At 45.5% G+C, this 24,009-nt stretch carries 18 protein-coding genes; 7 read left to right on the top strand and 11 right to left on the bottom strand.

Annotated features, from left to right (window positions below; translation table 11 throughout):
• Positions 1-132: 132 nt before the first annotated feature.
• A complete protein-coding gene (locus N746_RS0106105; RefSeq protein WP_029934840.1) occupies positions 133-894 on the bottom strand; it encodes an HAD family hydrolase in 762 nt (253 codons plus the stop codon).
• A 262-nt stretch (positions 895-1,156) separates the two neighbouring features.
• Here N746_RS0106105 and dksA point away from each other — a divergent pair, with 262 nt between their 5' ends.
• From dksA to N746_RS0106130, 5 genes are all read left to right on the top strand, one after another.
• Positions 1,157-1,585, top strand: a complete 429-nt coding sequence (gene dksA, locus N746_RS0106110; protein ID WP_029934842.1) for an RNA polymerase-binding protein DksA — start codon at positions 1,157-1,159, stop codon at positions 1,583-1,585.
• An 8-nt stretch (positions 1,586-1,593) separates the two neighbouring features.
• On the top strand, positions 1,594-2,481 hold the full coding sequence (gluQRS, locus tag N746_RS0106115; protein WP_029934843.1) for a tRNA glutamyl-Q(34) synthetase GluQRS: 888 nt from the start codon (positions 1,594-1,596) through the stop codon (positions 2,479-2,481).
• A complete protein-coding gene (locus N746_RS0106120; RefSeq protein WP_051678546.1) occupies positions 2,478-4,133 on the top strand; it encodes a bifunctional aminoglycoside phosphotransferase/ATP-binding protein in 1,656 nt (551 codons plus the stop codon). The genes gluQRS and N746_RS0106120 overlap by 4 nt, the downstream gene beginning before the upstream one ends.
• A 5-nt stretch (positions 4,134-4,138) precedes the next feature.
• Positions 4,139-4,750: a hypothetical protein gene (locus tag N746_RS0106125; protein ID WP_162173031.1), complete on the top strand. Its 612-nt coding sequence runs from the start codon at positions 4,139-4,141 to the stop codon at positions 4,748-4,750.
• A 102-nt stretch (positions 4,751-4,852) separates the two neighbouring features.
• Positions 4,853-5,074, top strand: a complete 222-nt coding sequence (locus N746_RS0106130; protein WP_029934849.1) for a hypothetical protein — start codon at positions 4,853-4,855, stop codon at positions 5,072-5,074.
• 70 nt (positions 5,075-5,144) lie between these two features.
• On the opposite strand, the gene N746_RS0106135 is transcribed toward N746_RS0106130, so the two are convergent.
• Positions 5,145-7,553: a Lon protease family protein gene (locus N746_RS0106135; protein ID WP_029934850.1), complete on the bottom strand. Its 2,409-nt coding sequence runs from the start codon at positions 7,551-7,553 to the stop codon at positions 5,145-5,147.
• 79 nt (positions 7,554-7,632) lie between these two features.
• Entirely contained in the window at positions 7,633-8,850 is a 1,218-nt protein-coding gene (locus N746_RS0106140) for an ammonium transporter (protein WP_029934853.1), read from the bottom strand.
• A gap of 50 nt (positions 8,851-8,900) precedes the next feature.
• Between N746_RS0106140 and N746_RS0106145 the strand changes: the two genes are divergently transcribed.
• The gene (locus tag N746_RS0106145) at positions 8,901-9,803 is read left to right on the top strand and encodes a 1-aminocyclopropane-1-carboxylate deaminase/D-cysteine desulfhydrase (protein ID WP_029934854.1); all 903 of its coding nucleotides are present in this window, start codon (positions 8,901-8,903) and stop codon (positions 9,801-9,803) included.
• On the opposite strand, the gene N746_RS0106150 is transcribed toward N746_RS0106145, so the two are convergent.
• The 5 genes from N746_RS0106150 to N746_RS0106170 form a co-directional block, all read right to left on the bottom strand.
• Complete coding sequence (locus N746_RS0106150) at positions 9,800-12,148, bottom strand: SLC13 family permease (protein WP_029934856.1); 2,349 nt, start codon at positions 12,146-12,148, stop codon at positions 9,800-9,802. The two genes, N746_RS0106145 and N746_RS0106150, sit on opposite strands and share 4 nt — an antisense overlap.
• Positions 12,145-14,040, bottom strand: a complete 1,896-nt coding sequence (locus N746_RS0106155) for an SLC13 family permease (RefSeq protein ID WP_029934862.1) — start codon at positions 14,038-14,040, stop codon at positions 12,145-12,147. The genes N746_RS0106150 and N746_RS0106155 overlap by 4 nt, the downstream gene beginning before the upstream one ends.
• A 93-nt stretch (positions 14,041-14,133) precedes the next feature.
• Positions 14,134-14,664 (bottom strand): c-type cytochrome, encoded by a 531-nt coding sequence (locus tag N746_RS10920; protein WP_245603341.1) that lies wholly within the window; start codon positions 14,662-14,664, stop codon positions 14,134-14,136.
• Between the two features lie 64 nt (positions 14,665-14,728).
• Positions 14,729-18,673, bottom strand: coding sequence for an ATP-dependent RNA helicase HrpA (gene hrpA / locus N746_RS0106165; protein WP_029934866.1), 3,945 nt, complete (start codon positions 18,671-18,673; stop codon positions 14,729-14,731).
• A gap of 167 nt (positions 18,674-18,840) precedes the next feature.
• Positions 18,841-20,574 carry a diguanylate cyclase gene (locus N746_RS0106170; RefSeq protein ID WP_051678548.1) on the bottom strand — a complete coding sequence of 578 codons (1,734 nt, stop codon included), beginning with the start codon at positions 20,572-20,574 and terminating at the stop codon, positions 18,841-18,843.
• A 238-nt stretch (positions 20,575-20,812) separates the two neighbouring features.
• Between N746_RS0106170 and N746_RS0106175 the strand changes: the two genes are divergently transcribed.
• Positions 20,813-21,316: a DsrE family protein gene (locus N746_RS0106175; RefSeq protein ID WP_029934871.1), complete on the top strand. Its 504-nt coding sequence runs from the start codon at positions 20,813-20,815 to the stop codon at positions 21,314-21,316.
• A gap of 111 nt (positions 21,317-21,427) precedes the next feature.
• On the opposite strand, the gene N746_RS0106180 is transcribed toward N746_RS0106175, so the two are convergent.
• The 3 genes from N746_RS0106180 to N746_RS0106190 form a co-directional block, all read right to left on the bottom strand.
• Positions 21,428-22,759 (bottom strand): tetratricopeptide repeat protein, encoded by a 1,332-nt coding sequence (locus N746_RS0106180; RefSeq protein ID WP_051678549.1) that lies wholly within the window; start codon positions 22,757-22,759, stop codon positions 21,428-21,430.
• 232 nt (positions 22,760-22,991) lie between these two features.
• Entirely contained in the window at positions 22,992-23,510 is a 519-nt protein-coding gene (locus N746_RS0106185) for a DUF3087 family protein (protein ID WP_029934874.1), read from the bottom strand.
• Between the two features lie 52 nt (positions 23,511-23,562).
• Entirely contained in the window at positions 23,563-23,988 is a 426-nt protein-coding gene (locus N746_RS0106190; protein ID WP_029934877.1) for an FKBP-type peptidyl-prolyl cis-trans isomerase, read from the bottom strand.
• Between the last annotated feature and the right edge of the window lie 21 nt (positions 23,989-24,009).

Genomic DNA, 24,009 nt, shown 5'->3' on the forward strand with positions numbered 1-24,009 from the left:
ATTGCTGAACTATCTTTTGAAGCCAATTTAGGTCGAAGTAGACGAATTTGATAGGAAGTTCAATGAGTTTTTACAAAAAAAATATAAAGAACCAGGCCTGGTAGCAGCACCAGGCCTGGTGGTTAGGCAGGATTAAGCTTGGTGGACGTACTTGACTAGGGCTAAGTCTAGATAAGTTTGGCCATTTGCATCGCCCGACAACACTTGAAAAGGTTGATCTGGCTCGCCCATTTGATCTAGTACCAATTCGGCTTCTGAGAAATCATCTTCGGCGGTGTAGCCATTAATGGTAATAATCGTTTTCAAATTTGCAGCTTTAGAAGACAATATGCCATTACGTGAATCTTCAAACGCGATCGCCTGCTCTGGCTTTAAATTCATTTGTTCTAATGCCCAATCGTAAATATCTGGCGCTGGTTTTTTGGCTGGTACGATATCGCCTGCCGCAATCACTTCAAACCACTTGATCGATTCGCCACCCAAAGTATTTGATAACAAAGCGGTGACGTTTTCGGGTGTGGTAGTGGTAACAATCGCAATACGCATACCCGCGTCACGTGCTTCGTTAATTAATCGCTCGACACCTGGACGTAAAGGAATCTTGCCTTCGGCCATTAACAGGGTGTAAAAATTGGTTTTAGAGGCATGCAAACCTTTAACAAACTCGTCAAAGTTAGCGGGCTTTTCAAAGTCGGTATTAAATTTTTCAAGATAATACTTGATACGCTCTTTACCGCCGGTCACCGCTAACAGTTCACCGTATAAAGCTTCGCTCCATTCCCAATCCAGTCCTTCATCTTTAAAGGCCATATTAAAGGCGACACGGTGCCCGTCTTTTTCGGTATCCGCTAGGGTTCCGTCCACATCAAACAATAAGGCTTCTAATGTAGCCATAAAATATTCCTCTATTTTGATTAAAACGCCCGGATTTTGCGTTAAAAACACCTTAAATTCAAGCTTTATTAATAGCTTGGCAAACGAAAGCAACCAATCCTCTACCACTTAATTGAAATTTTTGGAATTTTTTAAGCTTGTGGTGACGAAAAAAACCTGATATAAAACGTCGTCAAGTTTAAAAGTTGGCTTGATTGCCGATATTTATTAGTAGTCACATCGATTAAACTTGATATAAAAATAAGAAAATTTGGAGAGTTCTATGGAACAGTCAAGCAGCTTTATTGAAGATTATCCTCCCTATGTTCCAGAGGAAGGTGAAGAATACATGAGTGCGAACATGAAAGCGCATTTTCGTAACAAGCTTTTAGCGTGGAAAAAACAATTAATTAATGAAGCGGAAACAACCGTAACCCATTTGCGAAGTGATTCTTCCACCCCAGCCGATCCTAACGATCGTGCGACCCAAGAAGAAGAATTTGCGTTGGAATTGCGTACACGTGATCGTGAACGTAAATTGATTTCCAAAATTGATAAATCGCTGAAAGAAATTGAAACTGGTGATTACGGTTATTGCAAAATCAGTGGTGACGAAATTGGTTTAGGCCGCATGGAAGCGCGCCCTACCGCTGATATGACTGTTGAAATGAAGCGTCAACAAGAGATTCGTGAAAAACAAGGCGTTGCATAAATCGCCTCATGACGTATGTCGGACGGTTTGCCCCGACCCCATCGGGGCCGCTTCATTTTGGTTCACTCATTGCCGCCACCGCCAGTTTTCTGGATGCTAAATCGAATCAGGGTTTATGGTTAGTCCGTATTGACGATGTCGATACACCTAGAGTTGTGACCGCTTCCATATCGCAGATCCTGCATCAACTTGACGCCTTTGGGTTTGAATGGGATCGTGATGTTTTATACCAGTCTCAATCCCAATCCCAATCTCAATCCCGCTATGTTCAGGCATTAGACCAACTCATTCAGCAACAACACGCCTTTTGTTGCGATTGCACACGCAAACAAATTTTCGCGCGCAACCCAGACGGCCTGTATGACGGTTATTGCCGTGATCGTGGCTTAACGCCATCCGATCAATATGCGGTTCGGTTTAAAGTGCCAAATGATGTTATGAGCCTAACGGATTTAATTCAGGGCGATCGAAGCATCAATCCTTCAAAAGACTTGGGCGATTTTGTATTAAAGCGCCGCGATGGTTATATGGGTTATCATTTGGCCTGTGCAGTGGACGATTTGGCGCAAGGCGTGACGCATGTGATTCGCGGTTCGGATTTATTGCAAAGCTGTTTCGCCCAAACCTTAATTTGCCAAGCCTTGGCTGACAAATCACTAAAGTACGGCCACCACCCGGTTGCGGTTACGCCACAGCAGATAAAATATAGCAAATCGGCACACAGCCCAGCGATTGATACAAACCAAGCGGTTATGCAAATATGGCAAGTATTAGACTTTTTAAATCAATCCCCGCCTTTAGAATTAAAATACGCCAGCTTAAATGAAATTTGGCGCTGGGCGATAACCCACTGGGATTTACATAAGGTTCCCGCAAAAGGCATGATCGAAGTATGAGCATTACCTCAATAAACCAGGCTAACCAAGCCCTAATTAATTGGCTGAGTGAGCCCACGAATTTTTCAGAAAATTGCGAACAGGTGCAGCGCATTGAAACTCATATTTCCTGTGTGTTTTTAACCGGTCAATATGCCTATAAACTCAAAAAACGCGTCAACTTTGGTTTTTTAGATTTTACTCAGCTGGCACAGCGCCAACGATTTTGTGAGATGGAGGTCGAACTAAATCGTCGCACCGCACCTCAGCTTTATTTAGGCGTGGTTCCAGTTTATCAACACCCGCAACAACCCGATCAAATCAGTTGGACACAACAACCAGGCCTGGTGGTAGCCGATTACTTGGTCAAGATGAATCAATTTGATCCCGAAAAAGTGCTCAGCCGTTATTTGCTACACACGGCCTTATCGAATTCACAAGTCAGTCAATTAGCCTTGGCCATCGCTCGACTCCACCAACAAGCTGAATCTATCCCGGCGGGCGATTTTTTAGGCTCGCCAGCTTGTGTATTGGAACCCATGACGGATAACTTCCCTTCTCTTATGGCTTTGTTGGATTGCCCGCACCTTAAAACCACACAGGCTGATTTCGACTGCCTAGCCTTACGCAACCGACTCAACCAATTAGAACTTTGGACTCGCAACCAGCACACGCTATTAGCCCCAATGATTGAGCAACGTCAACAACAAGGCCATGTGCGTGCTTGTCATGGCGATTTGCACCTCGACAACATTACGCTGATTGACGATCAACCCGTGTTATTTGACGGCATCGAATTTAACGATCAATTTCGTTGGATTGATACCTTAAGTGACCTGGCTTTCTTGTTGATTGATTTGGATTATCGTCAAAAACCCGCGCTGGCCTTATCAATATTAAATCGCTACTTACAACAAACTGGCGATTATGCAGGCCTGGTGCTTTTGCGTTTTTATCAAACCTATCGCGCGTTAGTGCGTGCCAAAATCACCGGTTTACGTTATCAACAACTCGATCCAGAATCCGCCGAAGCGCGTTATGTTTTAAACACCATGGTGGCTTATATTGATTTAGCCGAACACTATGCCTATTTGCACCAAGCTAACCCCACCCTGTTTATTATGCAAGGCATATCGGGCTCGGGCAAAAGTTACTATGCCGAACAAATTCATCAGCAACTCGGCGCCTTGGTGATCAGTTCGGATCGCGAACGTAAACGCCTATATGGCATCCAAAACACTACACGAGTTTCAGATGCTGAAAAATCCGTTTTATACAGTCCGCATATGAATCAAGCCACTCATCAAGCCTTATACCAGGCCTGCCAATCAGCTTTACAATCGGGATTAAGCGTGGTGGCCGACGCGACCTTTTTGCAAGCCAAACACCGTGAACGTTTTATCGAAATGGCTGAATCAGCTCAACGCCCTTATTTAATTATCAGCCTAGAACCGGATGAAGATTTAGCTGAACAGCGGATTGCAGAGCGCGAACAACTCAACCAAGATCCTTCTGATGCCAATGCGGCTGTCATGCGTCATCAACTTCACCAGTACGAAGCGCCCTTAGCCAGCGAAAAATCTCTCAGGATTAAAATGGGTGACGCGTTACCCTTGCTTAAGGATTATCTAGATCAGCCGATAACGTCTTTAGTTAAAGAAATTAGTGGATGAGTCGCATGTTTTTAAATTCATTTAAATGGGCATTGGTTTTTAATCTGGGCTGGCTGGGCTGGTTAATGTCTCCTATTGCGCTAGCCCAAACCCCACCTGAACAAGCTGAACTATTAGGCATTAAGCTAACCGAAGCCGATATGAAATCAGTACGTGCGCATTTGAATAACCTAGGTGGTTTTAAACAGGATCGAGCGACGGCAGACCACCATAACATGGACAAATTTTTTGCTTACTCCAATTTGCGTGACAGCTATTATGTGCAGTTTCGCTATGATGCGAATGGCAAGGTGGTCTCCGCTAAACGACTTTTACGCCGCTCTGGCAACCACTTTAATAACGATTATCGAGACGTGGAAACCCAACAGGTCGCACGCCAACTCATCGAAACCTATGGTCAGCCAAACCAAGTGATTCGAAAAAGTTTGAACGGCTTACCAAGTTATGCTTCGTTTGTTTGGCAAGATGACGAGGTTCGCATTACAGTAGATCGAGTCGGTAGTGATCGATATGCGCCTATTTTTATTGAATATGAAATTAGCACGGATCCTTACGTAGCCAAACAAGAAAACGAAGACGATGCTGAAAACGCGAACCCATTAAACAATGCACTCTAAGTTGGCTTAACCCAACTAAAGCGGCAACTAAATAATGACTTGTTTTCTAGCCTAAGCGGTTTTAAGATAGGATTATACAGGCATGAAATTAAGGATATTGATATGAATATTTCTGGATCGGCAATGCACAATGCCTACACAGGCATACAAACCGGACTTAAAAACCTTGAGTTAAACAGTCAAAAAATTGCCAGCCCAAATGTGCCGGATAAAGCTGAACCTTTGATTATGCATAAGCTGGATGCCAACCTAGTTGAAACCAACGCTAAAGTAATCAAAACCAGTGATGAAATGCTCGGCAGCTTAATTGATGTCATGGCTTAACGCTTAAAACCCTGCTTAATCATCTAAAGCACCAGGCCTGGTGCTTTAGTCTTCAACCCAACAAAACGAATTAGCGATGATCATCGCGGTGCTCATCTCGATCTTTTTCATTCATCCGCTCTAATGCATGCATCACTTTGGCATTAAAGCTGCCATCTGGGAATTCACCCTGCTCGTCGGCTTCGCCCACAGGTAAGTTACTAAATAACGCCAAACCTTCATCTACGTGACTGATCGCATAAATATGGAACTCGCCACGCTCGACGGCTAATCGGACCTCATCATTCAACATTAAATGTCGCGCATTCGCTTCAGGAATTACCACACCTTGTTGGCCGGTTAAACCGCGCGCGGCGCAAACTTTGTAGAAGCCTTCAATTTTTTCATTAATGCCGCCAACTGGCTGAATCTCGCCAAACTGGTTAACCGAACCCGTCATCGCCAAATCTTGACGCATCGGCACTTGAGCTATCGCAGACAATAGCGCATATAACTCGGCTGACGACGCACTATCACCCTCGATGCCTTCATAACTCTGCTCAATGACAATTGAAGCACTAAAGCCTAGCGCGCGATAACGCATATAACGGCCACGCACATAGCCTGATAAAATCAACATACCTTTGGAGTGGATAGGTCCGGCCATTTCAATTTCACGCTCAATATCCACCACACCTTCATCACCCGCAGAAGCTTGCGAGGTAATACGAACCGGCTGACCAAATGACTGACGCCCAACGGTTAATACCGTCAAACCATTCACCTGCCCGATATGCTCGCCTTGCATTGAAATCAACACTTGCTGCTCAACAATCGCACGGTGGTAATATTCTTCCATTAAACCGGTATGAAACTCATGCTGCGCTAGTGTTGATTCAATCGTTTCGCGCGTAACCTTGTCTTCATTATTCGCGCGTGCAAACGCATTCGCTTCCGCCAATACATCACGCAAAATGGCTTTATTGGTGTAAAGACGGTTTTCGTCTTCCGCCATGCGTGATGCGTATTCAATCAAACGCTCAAACGCGGATAAATCGACTGGCAAGTCTTCCCAAGATTCGATTTCACTCGCTAACTGCTGCGCCAAAGCCAACTCATGATCCGGCGTACGTTCCAACTCAACCTCAAACTCCACTTGGACCTTAAACAAACGACCAAACTGGGCGTCAATTTCTTGTAGCGCATAAAAATGCGCCGACTGGCCGACTAACACTAAGGTTAATCCAAGCGGGAAATCCGGTAGATGATAAGGCACGACGCTGTTTGAAGATGGAATCTCAAAACTCAATTGGCGCGACATGAGGGAAGCTTTCAAACTCGACCAGATTTCAGGGTCTTTCAAAATCGCTTGAATACTTAAAATTAAATAGCCGCCATTTGCTTTTTGGAGCAAACCGGCCTGATGATTCATCGCCAAACTCAAAGTATCGCCAGATGCACTTGAGGCCGCCGAGTTGATTGCATAACCAAATAATTTTGGCATCGCGGCATTTTGCTCATAAATCACCGGCGCGTGATTCAAACCACGGTGATCCACCAATAAGTTGACCCCGAACTGGCTCATACCCTGCTGCTCGGCCAAAATCTCATCCATGGTCATTTGTGCCGACCCGCTGGTGGTAACCTGGTCAGCGCTTTGATCCCAGAACAAGTGCAACTTGGCGACCACGGCTTGTTCAAGCTCATCCAAATACTGGTTTACTTCGTCATTCACACCAAAGTCTTTTTTCAAGTTAAGGATCAAGGGTTCAATGTGTTCGCTCGCCACCTGCGTGTTGAGTTCTTTACCCGCATCCATAAACTCATGCTGAATGGTCGGAAAACGTGTTAAGCCTTCATTTAAAGCCGCCTCCACCTTATCCAAAGCCTCGGTAAAATGCTTTTGCACCTTATCATCCAAAGATTTAAGTTCACTCAAACGCATTTTTTCGCCGTCGACAATCGCATGTAAAACGAAATTATTTTCAGTCTGCTGAACATCCACACCAAGCGATTCGGCTAACTCAAATGCAGGCGCTAATACTTCTTCTTGGCGCGCGCTAAGTTTACGTTCCAATTGTTGCGAGCGTAATTGGTAGGCGTGACCATCAAAAACCACTGGCAATTGATTCTTTAGCTGCGTAATAAAGCTTTCAATGGCGGCTTTAAACTTAAAACCACTCCCAGCTGGAAAATATAAATACTTGGTTTTCGGACTTTCTTTAAAATCCGCCACCAGTGCCACATCATCCGGCATTGGCTTATTTTCAGCTGCTTTCATTAGCATCGCTTTGGTCATACCGATACGACCTACGCCCGGCTCGCCCATAATAAAGATGTGATTATGATTACGTTTTAAATGAAGTCCGAAATTTAATGACTGATAAGCACGCGGATGAAAGCGTTGCATAAAGTTATAAATATCCGACGAGTGGCTGGCAAAAGCCGAAGAATCGATGTGAGTAAAACGATAAAGCTGATCTGCAGAAAGTTTGCGCATAGTTATTCCGAAAAAACCAAAAAATAACCAGGGAGCGAGCGCCGCCCTGGTACTAAAAAATCAAAAAAAGTGCAATAAACTACATTTGATCATGATGCGGGTTTGAACGGATTCGGTGGATACTGATATCTGCGCCCTCATATTCTTGTTCAGGCGTTAGACGAATACCAATAAATAGCTTAATTAAGCCATAAACAATCAAGCCACCAATCACGGCTAAACTTAAACCTAATAGGGTTCCGATAATTTGCGAGAAGATGGAAACACCGCCTAAACCACCCAAGGCGGCCGAACCGAAAATCCCAGCCGCAATCGCACCCCAAGCACCACACAAACCATGTAACGGCCACACACCTAATACATCATCAATTTTCAAACGCTGTTGCGTCCAAACAAAAGCTTTAACAAATAACGCGCCCGCAATTAAACCGGTCGCTAGCGCGCCTAATGGATGCATAACATCCGAACCCGCACAAATTGCCACCAGGCCTGCTAAAGGACCGTTATGCACAAACCCCGGATCTTGTTTACCGATAAAGGTCGCCGCCAAAATACCACCCACCATCGCCATTAATGAGTTGACCGCTACAAGCCCCTGAATACCGGCGACCGATTGCGCAGACATGACGTTAAAGCCAAACCAACCCACCGTTAAAATCCAAGCGCCTAAGGCTAAAAATGGAATACTGGATGGCGGATGCGCGTTTTTAAGTTGACCTTGACGATCATATCGCCCTAGACGCGCGCCCAATAAAAGCACCGCTACCAACGCAATCCAACCGCCCACACCATGCACCACAACCGAACCAGCAAAGTCATGAAATGGCGCACCAAACTGCATCTCTAGCCAACCTTGCACACCCCAGTTACCATTCCAGGCTATGCCTTCAAAGGTGGGATAAATCAGCGCAACAATAAAAAACGTCGCCAATAATTGTGGATAAAAACGCGCTCTTTCCGCAATACCACCTGACACAATCGCCGGAATAGCCGCCGCAAACGTCATTAAAAAGAAAAACTTAACCAAGTCATAGCCCGATTTTTCCGTCATCGCTAGGGTTAATTGATTCTCAAGATTAAACCCTAAAAACACGCCATAGGCCAAACCATAACCAATAAAGAAATAAGCGATAGTGGACACACCCAAATCACTCATAATTTTTACTAGCGCGTTTACCTGGTTTTTATGCTGTACCGTGCCCACTTCTAAAAAAGCAAAGCCCGCATGCATAAATAACACTAAAATAGCGCCTAACAACACAAATAGAACATCTAAGCTGGCGATCATCGGATCCATGACATTTACCCACTAATAATGAATAGAATAAAGCCGCAATTGTACCAAATATGACCAGTCCCCAAACAGAAATCACCACACCTTTGCAAAAGCTTGAAGATGCTCGCTTTGATCAAATCGGTATCGAAGTTTGGATGAAACGTGATGATCTGAACCACCCGCTGATTCAAGGCAACAAATGGCACAAGTTACGTTTAAATTTAGACCAAGCCGCCAAACAAGGTCAAACCCAACTCATCACCTTTGGCGGGGCTTATTCTAATCATATCGCCGCCACAGCTGCGGCTTGCTATGAACGGGGGTGGTCAAGCATCGGACTCATTCGTGGAGATGAGTTGGCAAACAACCACCAGGCCTGGTCGCTTACCTTAAAACAAGCCCAACGCCATGGAATGCAATTTGAGTTTTTAGACCGCCAAACTTATCGTTTACGTCACCACCAGGCCTGGTTAGACGCTTTACAACAACGTTTTCCAAATGCCTACCTCTTGCCCGAAGGTGGCAGTAATGAATTCGCGGTGGCGGGATTTGAAAAGGTGATCAATCAACTTAATCAACAGTGTGAAGGTTGGACCGATTTATTTTGTGCCGTCGGCACAGGTGGTAGCCTAGCCGGCTTAGCAAAATATGCCTCACCTAACCAAACTGTTTGGGGTATAGCCAGTTTAAAAAATGCCGACTATCTAAAACCTCAAATTCAAAACTGGATTGGAAGTTCTAAGCAAAACTGGCGGCTTTTAACCGAGTTTCATGGCGGCGGCTATGCCAAATCAAATTCAGAAATCATGTTAAAAACCAAACAGTTCGAATCGAAATTTCAAATTTTACTTGATCCTATCTACACCGCTAAGCTGGTATGGGCTTTTAACACTTTACTTGAACAAAACCACTTTCAAGCCGGTCAAAAAATAGTGCTGTATCACAGTGGAGGCTTACAGGGTTGTACTGACTAAAGCGGCCAAAAAATTGGCATTAATAACATCGTCAGCACAAACATCATCAACATTAATGGCAAACCAATTTTAAAGTAATCAATAAACCGATAACCACCCGGCCCCATGACCAAAGTATTTGCCGGATGCGATACCGGACTCGCTAAACCGGTGGCCGCTAAGGCCACCACCATCATTACGCTGGCAGCTGAAATATCCAATTGTGTGCTCAATGTCAAAGCAATCGGTGCCATAATCAACACCAAGGCCGCTCCCGGAATCATTAAAATACCCATTGCGGTCATCAAATACAGTCCCGCCACCACAAGCCAAGGATTACCCTCACCAAGCAAGCTTAATAAACCATTAGCCAAATAAGTGGCCGCGCCGGATTGATCCATCGCCATGCCTAATGGCAACATGCCAGCAATCAAAAAAATCGAACGCCACTCTATCGCGCGATACGCTTGCTCCATGTTTAAACACCGCAACAACACCATCAAACTCGCGCCGGCAATCGCCGCAATATAAATCGGCAACCAGCCCAATAACACCGCCAACACTACAAATAACATTAATAAAGCCGCTACGGGTGCTTTGCTGGCATCCATCGGTTTGGTTTGGATAGGATTAAGAATAATCAAATCAGCATTGTCGTTTAACTTGGCCAGATTCGGTTTGGGCCCCACAATTAATAAAGCGTCTCCCGCTTGTAATCGCATCACGTCCAAACCCGCTCGATAAGACTTCCCCTCTCGCCAAACCGCGGCAATTTGCACTTGATAACGCTCATCAAAGTCCAGCTCTTTAACCTGCCTCCCAACCAATTTTCCGTGGGGATGCAAGGTGGCTTCAATCAGCTCTAATTCGCCTTTATCAAACACGTCCAAATAAGGCGAAATATCATCCATGCGCTCAAGCTGCTGCAAGCCTCGCAACCGATCCATATCTTCTTCTCGACCTTGAATCAATAACAAATCACCTTGCCGCACCACTTCGTCATCACTGAGTTCGGACAATACCTTACTTTCACGAAATAAGCCCATTAAGCGAAAATCAAACGCTTCACCTATGCGATTTTTAGCCAAACTGTTACCGATTAAACCTGAGTCTTCCGGCACGCGTAATACAAACAAACGTTCATCCAGATTATAAATTTCTTGCACTTCATCCAAGTTAATCGAATGAACCCCACTAAACTCGTCTTCATGCTTAGCCAATTGTGCAATATTATCCGGCGACCCTTGGATCAATAAATGATAACCCGCCTCAATCGGCATGTCGGATAGATAAGTGCGACGCACCAGATCTGGTCGTCGAATGGCTAATAAATTTAGATCATAAGCTTGGCGAAAATCTTGGTGTCTCAGCGTTTTGCCAATTAAGCTCGAGGATTCGGCGATCACCACCTCCGCCCATTGGTTTTGTTCCAACAAATATTGGTGTAAAACCGGCGATTGGCGTTCGATCTTGAGTTGACTCCAACTGCGCAACAACTCAAATCGGTCCGATCGTCCTTGGGTCAGCACAATATCGCCGCCTTTTAGCTGAGTGGATTTGAGTGGCAAAGCTTGGGTTTGTCCATCTCGAATGCGCGCCACCACCATTAAACCGGCACTCGTCACCAAACCCGACTGCGCAATGCTGCGACCTTCTAGCAACGAGTCGTCCGGCACGCGTAATGCAAAAATACGTTCTTGCAAGCCATAAGCTGCGCGTAAATCTTTCTGACTATTCTGCTCGGTGGTTTTGTCTTGTTTAGGCAATAAATGTCGACCAATTAAAGCAACAAAAACAATTGCGATTAATAATATCGGCAAACCAATATAGGCAAAATCAAAAAAGCCAAAGCCTTCGCCTGTCGATTCTTCTAACGCCATACTCGCCAACAGGTTAGACGGCTTACCCACCAAAGTCATTAAACCGCCCAACAAACTACCAAACGCCAATGGAATCAATAATCTTGAAGCGGAAATACCGGTCCGCCTAGCGACTTCAACCACCACCGGTAGCATTAAAGCTGCCACGCCCGTATTATTCATAAATGCCGACAAACCGCCTGATACTAACATCAAAATCACAATGATGCGCCCTTCTCTCGGCCCGGCAATTTGCATCACTTTCCGACCCAGCCGATCTGCAAAGCCTGTATAAGCGAGTCCGGCACTCATAATAAACATCGCCCAAATCGTCACCACCGCCGGATTGCTAAAACCACTCACGGCTTGTTGCGGCGAGACTAAACCAAATACCGCCAAACTCACTAGCACCAATAACGCCACCAAATCCATGCGCAACCAATCGGTGACAAAAAACACCAAGCTCACTAGCAAAATGATTAAAACCAAAGCGATATCGAATGTCATGATAACGGCCAAACCCATAGCAACATTGGAATACTCACTAATACAACTAAGATTTCAACAGGTAACCCTAAACGCCAATAATCACCAAAGCGGAAGCCGCCCGGTCCAATGATTAAAGTGTTGTTTTGGTGACCAATAGGGGTTAAAAACGCACAAGATGCGCCAATAGCCACCGCCATTAAAAAAGGATCTGCATTCACGCCTAATGCCGTCGATGTGCCAACCGCTATCGGACACATTACCGCCGCGGTCGCCGCGTTATTCATTAAATCGGATAGAAACATCGTCACAATTAAAATGACGGCTAAAGCAAAAACACTGTGACCTTGTGCCACATTCTGCAATAAAAAGTTAGCAATTAACGTCGCCGTTCCGGTTGACTGCATGGCACCCGCCACCGGAATTAAGGCCGCCAGCAATACAATAATCGGCCAATCAATGGCTTTATAAACCGAAGTTGGTGGCACAGTACGCACCAGCATCGAAACCAATACCCCGCCGGCAAACGCTACCGCGGTCGGAAAAATACCAAAGGCCGCAATGCCGACCGCACCGATCAAAATAGCGGTCGCTATAATCGCTTTGCGTTTATCTGGAATACGTAATTCGCGTTCGGCTAAAGGGACACAGCCATAGTCGGCTGCAAACTCGGTTAAAGTTTCAGATGGCCCCTGCATCAGTAACAAATCCCCAGCCCGCATGCGAAGTGTACGCAAACGCGCGCTTGATCGAGCGCCTTCACGAGATACGGCTAATAAGTTCAAACCATAACGCGTTCTTAGTTGAATATCTCGGGCCGAACGTCCGACAATTTCTGAGTCACTGCGCACCACAAACTCCATTAAAACCACATCATCCTGAGAACTGGGTTTATCCGAGTCCTCTGTAAGTTCGGCCTCATTTTCATCGGACTTGGATTGTTCAACCTGGCTGGACTTGGTGTGTTTGGTTGATTTTTCAGATTTGGATTTTGTTTTTTCTTCTGTCTGTTCTTCACTCGATGAACCAGATTCTTCCAGTCTAAGCCCTAAATTTGATAAAACCGATGCCAAAGCGTCCACGTCTGCTTCGATAATCAAAATATCTTTTTCCTTGACCACTCGCTGCGAACCCGGCGCATTAATACGCACATCATTACGAACCATCGCGATAATCTGTGCATTCGCCTCATCAAGAACGGTTTCAATTTCACGTAGCCGCATGCCAGCCGCTTTGCTTTCTTCGGTTACCCGAACTTCGGTTAAATAGGCACCCGTTTCAAACTCCGTTACGCCCCGCTGTTTACGTACTGGTACTAAACGCCAGCCTACCAATACCGTAAATAAAACCCCGACGACCGCCACAGCGGCTCCTACCGGAGCAAAATCGAACATGCTAAAACCATCAAAACCATTTTCTACTCGAAACCCCGATACAATCAGGTTAGGCGGCGTCCCAATCAAAGTCGTCATGCCGCCTAAAATCGTTCCAAAAGCTAACGGCATTAAAATCTGGCCAGGAGGCAGTTCTAGACGCGCCGCCAACTGAATGGCTACCGGCATGAGTAAGGCCATCGCCCCCACGTTATTCATAAAGCCAGATAACAACGCGCCGATGCCAACTAACGCCGCTAAACTTAAGGTTTTACCTGCATTTTTAGGCATGGCGTGATGCGTTAATACATCCACCGCGCCCGAGTTTTGCAAGCCTCGACTCAACACCAAGACACACGCCACCGTAATAACGGCTGGGTGTGCAAAGCCTAAAAAAGCATCGTTAGGTGAAACTAACCCCGTTAGTACGCACGCCATTAAGGCCATCGCAGCCACTATATCGTGACGCCAACGACCCCACACAAACAACACCATAGTGGACGCTAAAATTAACAGAATAAGGAGTTGGTCTTGGGTCATGCTAAAGCATCCGTCAAGAAAGCAGTAGAATTGGAATCCCGGTAAGTAGGCTACCGGGAAGATTTAGAAATGCGTTATAAGAAGCTAAACTTCTTAAAAGGTCAAAATGTAATCTACAACACGATCGATTTCTTCATCCGTCATAGCCGAAACCATCGGTGCCATCATGGCGGTCATCGGACCAACCTGTTCTCCGGCACGATAGGCTTTAATACGTTCAACCAAAAAGTCTTTAGATTTACCGGTTAATTGCGGTCCCACACCGCCCGCACCGGTCGCACCGTGACAACCAATACAAGTCGCATACAATGTTTTCCCTGAAGCCACTTCTACCACCGTTTCGGCGACTTCAACTTCCACTGGTTCTTCAACCGCTGGAATTTCGGCCGCTTTTGGTTCAGCTTCCATAGTTGATGCATCCGTCATCTCGGTCGACTCCTGCGGAGCTGGGGTAGCTTCAACGCGCTGGTCTAGAGTCGGCGTTTGTGGCTCAGGCTGTTTAGTCACTTCTCTTGTATCCACTTCGGAACTTGATTGAGGACTTGAATCGGATGAATCACTGCATGCCACAAATAAGCTCGCACTACTCACTAGCATAACCGTCATTATTGTTTTGAACTGCATGACAACCCTCCTTAGGTAAAAAGTCGGTTTCATTATGGCATGATTTAAATCACTTTAAAAATAATTAAAGTGACTTCATCAATTTCTGCAAACGCTCCACAGAAACCGGTTTGAGAGTTTTCATCGGCTGAGAAAACAAAGAGATACGCAACTCTTCTAACATCCAACGCAATTCGATAAAATCCGGATTTAATCGTAAAGATTCATGCGTTTTCAATTCATTAAATTCGATTAGCAAACTTTGCATCTGACGTTGAACTTGTTGATCTTTTTGTGGGTCTAAATCGAGCTTTTCCAGCCGAACCTGCAAGGCCTTTAAATAACGCGGAATCTGAGCCAACCAAATATCCGGGGTATCCAACACAAAATTCAGGTTCACTAAATCATCTAACTGAGTTTTGATGTCGTCTAACGAAGCCAACCAACGCGGGTTCAACTTGCCTTTAATCTGCTTCGCTAAGCGTTGGTGGTTTTGCAAAATGTCACTCACCAAGTTCGCAATTGCTTGCGCCTCTTTGACCCAATCGGTTTGTAACCGAGTTACCGCGGCTTCATATGCACCTTGACTGCGAATCGTTTGTGGCTCTGGCACTAATCGACGTAAGGCTTTTTCAATCACCTGCTCGGTTAAATGCGTACAACTGCCATAAGGCGAAAAACACAAGCAAGCTTGTTTCAGCGCTAAATGTTTCTGCAAATATTTATGTTTGTCTTTTAACTGGTTCTTTAACAAAAACCAGACCGCATAGCCGTGCTGTTTTTGTGCCTGACGTTCATCCCCACTACGGATTAAAAACACCTGTTCTTTTTCAAGCACCAGGCCTGGGTAAGCCAATAGAGTTTTACCATGTGACTTAATCGATTCTTCCTGCGCCAAATCGCCAAAATCCCATTCGCTAATCACTTGCTTGGGTTCGGTTTGGGTTTGCTGAATCTTCGCTTCCACCAAGTGCTGATAACGTGACTTCAGATCATCCAAGTCCGCGCTTTCCGCTAGTAACTTACCCTTGTCATCCAACAACTGAAACCAAGGCCGTAAATGCGCGGGCAAATCTACCGCACCAAAATCATCCAGCCGGACTTTTTGATTCGCGCCTCGGTTTAAGGCTTGAATTAATTGCGGCACAAACTCGCCTTGATCGCTGCTAATCTGATTCGCTACCCGCTCCGCCACAGCGGGTGCCGGCACAAATTGTTTACGAAGTTGTTTTGGCAAAGCTTTGATATAACAAACTATTTTCTCTTTCAAAAAGCCCGGGGTGAGCCATTCAAACTGCTCGACATTCACCAAATTCAAACCCGCTAGTGGAATTTTAAACACCACACCATCTTGCTGTTGTCCCGGCTCAAACCGATAATCCAGCTGCAGTGGAATACGCTGACTTAGCTGAATTTGATCCGGAAAATCCTGTTCATACTGGCTGTCCAAATCTTGTTTTAGCAATAAAGATTCAGTCAGTTTTAAGCTATCTTGTGTTTTGGCATCGGCTTTTTTAAACCAGGTTTCTAACGCGGGTTGGTTGTATATGTGTGCAGGCAAACGCTCTTCATAAAAATTCTGCAGCACCGTCTCATCCACCAAAAAATCTGGGCGTCTTAACTTTTGCTCATAACGTTCAATCTGTTTAATCAACTCTAAATTGTGCCGATAAAACGCCGCACGCGTATTTACTTCGGTTTGGGCTAAGGCGCGAATAAAAATGCCGCGCGATTCTTTCGGGTTAATCGGCCCATAATTACAAGGTCGGCGATTTACAATAGGCAAACCGTATAACGTCACCGACTCATACGCACCTACCTGACCGCGCTTTTTCTGCCAATGCGGATCGGCATAACTGCGTTTGATTAAGTGCGGCGCTAATTGCTCAACCCAATGCACATCAATTTCAGCGTTGGTGCGCGCATATAGTTTGGTAGTTTCGACCATTTCAGCCGACATCACCCATTTAGGTTTGCGCTTAAACAGCACCGAACTAGGGTGAATAAACAACTTGGTGCCACGCGCGCCCATATACACGTTTTCATCATCACGCATCATCACTTGCCCCAACAAACCGGCCAGCAACGAGCGATGTACATTAATGCTATGTAAATCACTCAAGCGTTCTAGAGTTTGGCCGTTTTCGGTCACCTCTTCATACAAATGCAACTCACCGACTTTTAACCCAATCGACTTTAAGCTCACTTTTAACTGATGATACAAATCGTGCCATTCACGCAGTCGCAAATACGATAAATAATTGGTTTTGCAAAGCTTCCGCAGTTTGTTTTGGCTAAGGTGGCGTTGCTGATGTTCATAAAAACGCCACAAATTTAAGAAAAACAAAAAGTCCGAACGTGGGTCTTCAAATGACTTGTGGGCTTTGCGTGCGGCCTGCATGGTTTGTTCGTTGATATCGCGCGGATCTTGAATACTAATCGCCGCCGCGATAATCAGCACCTCGGCCAACACATTATTTTTGTCGGCTTCCAACACCATTTTGGCAATGCGGGGTTCGAGCGGCAAACGTGCTAAATCTCGACCAGACTCAGTTAAGCGCTTTTTATCATCGAGCGCGCCGATTTCCATTAACTGACGATAACCATCGTTGACGGCCTTTTCCTGCGGCGGCTCAATAAATGGAAACCGCTCAACCTTGCCTAATTTGAGCTGCGCCATATTTAACAGTACTGAAGTTAAGGAAGTGCGATGAATTTCTGGGTCGGTGAACTCAGGACGCGCCTTAAAATCTTCTTCCGAATAAAGTCGAATACAAATGCCGTCCGCCACACGACCGCAACGGCCTTTACGCTGATTAGCGGAGGCCTGCGAAATGCGTTCCACCGGTAAACGCTGCACTTTAGATCGCACACTGTAACGGCTGATACGCACCAGGCCTGGATCAACCACATACCGAATACCTGGTACAGTCAAAGAGGTTTCGGCGACATTCGTGGATAAAATAATGCGGCGTTTATTCGAAGTTTGAAACACCTTGTTTTGATCCGACACCGACAAACGCGCATAAAGCGGAATCACATCGGTATTCTTGAGGTTTTGTTTACGCAAAACTTCGGCGGTTTCTTTAATGTCGCGTTCGCCGACCTGAAACACCAGCACATCGCCATGCGGATCGTGATCAGCCAACTCCTCCAACGCCTCGACAATACCCGTAGTTAAGTCCTGCTCAATCACCGTGCCGTCGTCCATTTCCACCTGACCTAAAGGCCGATAACGCGTTTCAACCGGATAAGTCCGCCCCGACACTTCCACAATCGGCACCACCAGGCCTGGTTGTTTGAAATGCTCGGCAAAACGCGCGGTATCAATGGTGGCCGAGGTAATAATTAACTTTAAATCCGGACGCTTGGGGAGAAGTTGTTTCAGAATGCCCAGCAGAAAATCGATATTGATACTGCGCTCATGCGCCTCATCAATAATAATGGTGTCGTATTGACTTAAAAAACGATCGTTCTGAATCTCCGCCAGCAAAATCCCGTCGGTCATCACCTTAATCAAACTGGTCTCATGCACCTGATCGTGAAAACGCACCTGATAACCGACCAATTCACCCAGCGACGAACCGAGTTCTTCCGCCAAACGCTCCGCCACACTGCGCGCCGCTAAACGTCGCGGTTGCGTACAACCTATACGCCCTAACACACCACGCCCGGCTTCCAAACACAGCTTTGGAATTTGAGTGGTTTTACCCGAACCCGTTTCACCCGCAATCACCACCACCTGATGCTGGCTAATCAAATCCACCAACTCAGCGCGCCGCCCCACTACTGGCAAGGCTTCATCATACTGAATGTTTGGCACCAACGCCTTGCGTGCATCCACCTTATCCAACGAACGCTGCAAACGCTCACACCAAGACCACCAGGCCTGGTGGTTATTATCAGACTCGACATTCAGCTTAGCCAAGTCGAGCCTATCCAAATCTCGTTTTAAACGAAATTGATCACGGCTTTGCGCTTGAGCAATAAGGGAATGAAGTGCAGATTTATCGCGCGGAAATTCAGACATCAACTAAGAGTTACCAGAAATAGACAAGTTAAAATGATCGCCTATTTTAACTGAACAAGCCAAGGAGTTTTGAACACATTTTGAACCAACCACACTGCGCGCTAGAAAAGGCACCAGGCCTGGTGATAGGGTTTTAGGTAAAATATTCGGTTTTCATTTTCACCAGATTAAGCAAGCTTATGCCTTTTTTTATCATCTGGGAGCAAAGCTTCTAGGATGCAAATAACCTGGTCGCGTCCACTTTGTTTGGCTTGGTATAAAGCTTCGTCGGCGCGAAGGATCAGGTCGTCCAGCTCGGTTTGTTCTGGCAAGCCGGTGGCTAGGCCAATACTCGCGGTCACACTGACCGCCTCTTCTCCGTTGATTAGCTTTTGCTCACGCAGCTGTTGCAAAAATCTTTCGGCAAACTGGCGTGCCTCTTCGATTTGGGTATTCGGCAGGAGCACAATAAATTCTTCACCACCCCAACGCGCAACCATATCTTCTTTTCGAATTTTTTCATTCAGCAATTTGCTAATCATTTGCAACACCTGGTCACCAAACATATGGCCATGCGCATCATTACACTCCTTGAAATGGTCAATATCCATAATCAGAGCACAGAGTGGCTGTCGGCGTTTATAGGGATCTTTCCAGAGCCCTTCGGCCCAGTAATAGAGCGCACGACGATTATTTAGCAGAGTCAACGCATCGGTATTTGCATCTTTTTCTGCCAATACTTGTTTGTGTTGCACACGACGTATGCGTGAGGCGAGTGCTAAAGCCAGCAACGTCGCTTCAAGCAACATCCCGATTTCCGCGGCCCTGAAGGTCAGCTCACTAAAAGGCAACCAACCCAGCACCGCCATGGTAGTCACGATTGTACCCAAGGTTCCTGCAACAACAGCGGTCAGGTAAAACCGACCACTAATACTGCCTTGCAAGACACTAAAAACGCCCATTATCAACATTAATGAGGTGAATATCAGCATAAATGCAAACGCGACCATTAGTGCTAACGCTTGGTTTCCAGTTAGATAACTGAAAAGTAAAACAAGCCAACTGCCGACAAGTATCCAGGATGAAAAACGATATAACGCTAGCCACTTGCTGCGAATGTCTAAAAACACCGTAGCAAACCAAAGCCCAGCCGAACCAAATAGCATCATTAACAAAGGTTGCGCCCAGCGCTGCCACTCGACCGACTGCGACCAGACCCAAACAAAACCATGCCCGGTATAGGAAAAATTGGCAACAACAAAGGAAAGTAAATAAAAGGCATAAAGCAAATGGCGGCGGTCACGAATACCAACAGACAGTGCGGTATTAAAAAAGATCAAGGCTAAGAGGTAGCCATAAACCAGCCCATAACTAAACAAGCGCACAAGCGTAAAGTGATCAAGTTTTTGATCATCAACAACATAAAACGGCGCGACTAGCGGATCGGGGGTATCCAGTTGCACTAACACCTGTGTCTTTCCAGGTTCCAGATAAAGCGGCATTAAAAAGCCCGTCACCTTCGACGTGCGATCTAGCGCGGAATGGTTATCACCCGTTATCCACTGTTTAACCAACTGACCGTCATAAAACTGGTAAAAATGCACCTCATCCAACCAAGAGGTATCCAACAGCAAATGACGTTTGATTGCTTCCGATTCAGCGTTATAAAGTTCCAAGCCCACCCAAACAGGCGCACTATTCAAACCGCTTGCCAGCACCTGTTTATCTAACGACCGAAAGGACTGCCCCTGCTGCCAAAGGTTATAAATCTCTGAGGCTTCGTAACTCGCCTCATCTCGGTCTTGCCAATAGACCTGCTGTGAAATGATATGTTCTGAGTTATTAAAAGAATAAGAACCTGCCAATACGCTAAAGGGCAATAGCCAAAATACAAAAAACAGCAAGCACCCCTGCTTAAACATATCGAAATCCAGATGATTTGAAAACTCAATTATAAGCTGATAAGCACAAGAATGTAAGCATTGCTAAATTTAGCCACCACCAGGCCTGGTGGTTGAATTTAAAAGATTAGACAAAGTTACGCTGAAACAAATTTACTCCAATCTCCTATATTTCTGGTTCAAGTGAATGCGTTTGACACTATTGACCGTTAAACAAACTGGCGTATTATGAGAATCGACGTTACCAAAGGAGATCGAAATGAAATCACTACGCGCAATGGCCCTTTCTATAGCAACCAGTCTCATGCTCGCCCTACCGATGCAGGCTTATGCCGAGCCGCAGAACAATGATCATGCTCTGGCCGGTGTTAAGAATGGTGATGTATTGTTTGATATCACGCTGTCTGAGCCAAGAATGTTAACGGCACAAATGGGAGTGATGTTTGAAACCTATCAGGACTTGAAAAAAAACGGCATTACGCCAAAGATGGTTCTCGCCTTTCACGGCCAGAATGTGCACTATCTAACCGAAAACCTAGACACCGTGCCCATGGAAGATATAAACCAAGTCGAAACCTTTAATGAAAACTTAAACAAATTAATGGCGCTTGATGGTGTACGAATTGAAGCCTGTGCCATCGCTATTCGTCTATACGGTGCAGACCGTCCAGAAATCCGTAATGGCATTCATGTGGTGGGCAACACTTATGTGTCCAATATCGGCTATGACAAGCAAGGTTATACCATTATTGGCATTCATTAAGACTATATAAGTCCGCTAGATTTAGCACACCATCCAAAAAGGATGGTGTTAATTGAAAAGACAGAGCAAACAATTACAATCAATTAAGAAATTGAAGGATAACGTGCCCTTTTATTCCGCAAGGAAAGCACGCGCTAAGGCTTGCGCCTGTTGAATTTGTGCGGGCGTCATTTTGGGTGCAACCCATTCATCACGCTTTTTTCTCGCCTGTTCATAACCGTTTGCTAAAGCAATATTGAGCCATTTATGGGCTTGAATGTAATCCTGAATTACACCTTCACCTTTGGCAAACATCAGACCAAGATTAAACTGCGCAGGGGCAACTCCCTGTTTCGCGGCTTGTTCATACCAGTACACGACTTCTTTATAGTCTTGCACCACACCTTGACCGTTGTCATACTTCACAGCAAGATTAAACTGCGCCTTAGCATCACCTTGTTTCGCAGCTTGTTCGTACAAGTAGACGGCTTGTTTGTAGTCTTGCTCTACGCCTTTGCCTTTGTCGTACATTAAGCCTAGATTAAACTGCGCCTTGACATCACCTTGTTTCACGGCTTGTTCATACCAGTACACAGCTTGTTTGTGGTCTTCCACGCCCTGGCCGTTTTCGTACATTAAACCTAGATTAAACTGCGCCTTGACATCGCCTTGTTTCGCGGCTTGTTCGTACCAATAGACGGCTTGTTTGTGGTCTTTCGCTACGCCTTGACCGTTTTCGTACATTAATCCAAGATTATACTGCGCCTTAGCATGGCCTTGTTTCGCGGCTTGTTCGTACCAATAGACGGCTTGCTTGTGGTCTTGCTCCACGCCCTGGCCGTTTTCGTACATTAAACCTAGATTAAACTGAGCCTTAGCATGGCCTTGCTTCGTGGCTTGTTCGTACCAGTAGACGGCTTGTTTGTAGTCTTGCTCTACGCCCTGGCCTATGTCGTACATTAATCCAAGATTAAACTGCGCCTTGACATCGCCTTGTTTCGCGGCTTTTTCGTACCAATAGACGGCTTGTTTGTGGTCTTTCGCTACGCCTTGACCGTTTTCGTACATTAATCCAAGATTATACTGCGCCTTAGCATGGCCTTGTTTCGCGGCTTGTTCGTACCAATAGACGGCTTGCTTGTGGTCTTGCTCCACGCCCTTGCCTTTATCGTACATTAAGCCAAGATTAAACTGCGCATTGGCATTGTCTTGTTTCGCGGCTTGTTCGTACCAATAGACGGCTTGCTTGCGATCTTTCGCTACGCCTTGGCCATTTTCGTACAATACGCCAAGAGCGTATTGTGAAAAAGGTTCTCCATTTTCTGCGGACTTTTTAAACTCACTGAGTGCAGACTTATAATCACCGCTTTGATAGGCTGACAAGCCCTTTTCCCTATCCGCCATCACCGTCTGAGCAAGGCTCATAGAAAATAGGCCCGCTAAGATTATTTGTTTTAATTTCATATTACCATTCCTTCTTATAGCCACTCCATTTTAGCCAGTGGTTAGATCCAATTTGTGAATTATATAATTGCATCTAATTGCTAACGGCAAGTTTTCAAAATCCGCATTGACTACATTCATATCAGAGCTACGGTAATATCGATGCTATCTTTTCCAATATATCTTTTTCCTGTTGGATAAGTGGTTTTGTAGATCTGATTAATAAGCCTTTGAATTAGTTTTATTTTTCTGGCTATCCCACCACGGCTTTCAGCTTGTCTAGATCGAACTGGGTTTGCTCAGTATCTACACCTAATTCGCGCATTTTGGCTTCTAGCTCGTCTTTTTCGACTTTTAAGTCAATCAAACCGCTAGTGTTCTGCTCGAAGGTGTACATTTGAGTAATACCCAAATGGTAAAAGCGCAAGATTTTCATCGCCTCTACATCCCCTGCTTCGACCTTTTCTTGCAACGAGCGCATGGCGTTGGTGATGTGCATTAAGCTACGTTTTAACTGCCAGCCATACATGGCCTCTTGCATCCAGGGCTGGTGCTTAAAGAACTTAGCGGTAATCCAAAACACGAGACCTAAGCCAATTAACGCGCCCATGATTTGTAGGGTCAGTAAGTTATGCGGATTTTCGCCAAATAAGCTGGGGAAAAAGTAAGAGGTTAAAAAGCCGATGACAATAAACAGCGCCATCACCCGCAAGGTTGCGTTGCGGGTTTTTACGCGATATTGATGCGGGTCAATCTCTTTTATTTCAAACATTTATACAACCTTGTATTGAATTCATTTTAAGTCGAGCGAGAAAAAATCCGGCCTACTCAACCGAAATAATCTCAACTTTATAATCCAAGCTTTTACCCGCTAGTGGGTGGTTGCCGTCTAAATAGACTTTGTCGCCGTCAATTTTGGTAATACGGAAATTGATTGGGTTGCCTTCTGGGTCGACGGTTTCGACCACATTACCTTCGACTAACTCGACATTGTCGTCAAAGTTTTCTGGGCTGGCGACGACCATTAAGTCATCGGCTTCGTAGCCATAGGCTTTTTCTGGTGAGATGGTTACTTTGGCTTCAAAGCCCGGCTCTTCGCCGTCTAAAAACTCTTCTAGGCCTTCGATAATTTCTTCTTCACCCTGGATATAAACCACCGGTGCGACATCGTAGGTCGAATCTAACAGTTCGCCTTTGTTATCACGCAGTTCATAATGAAACGTAACTTTTGCGCCTTTCTTCACTCGCATCGGGTATTCCTCAATTTTAAA

The sequence above is a fragment of the Thiomicrospira pelophila DSM 1534 genome (genome assembly GCF_000711195.1).
GTDB classification, from domain to species: Bacteria; Pseudomonadota; Gammaproteobacteria; order Thiomicrospirales; family Thiomicrospiraceae; genus Thiomicrospira; species Thiomicrospira pelophila.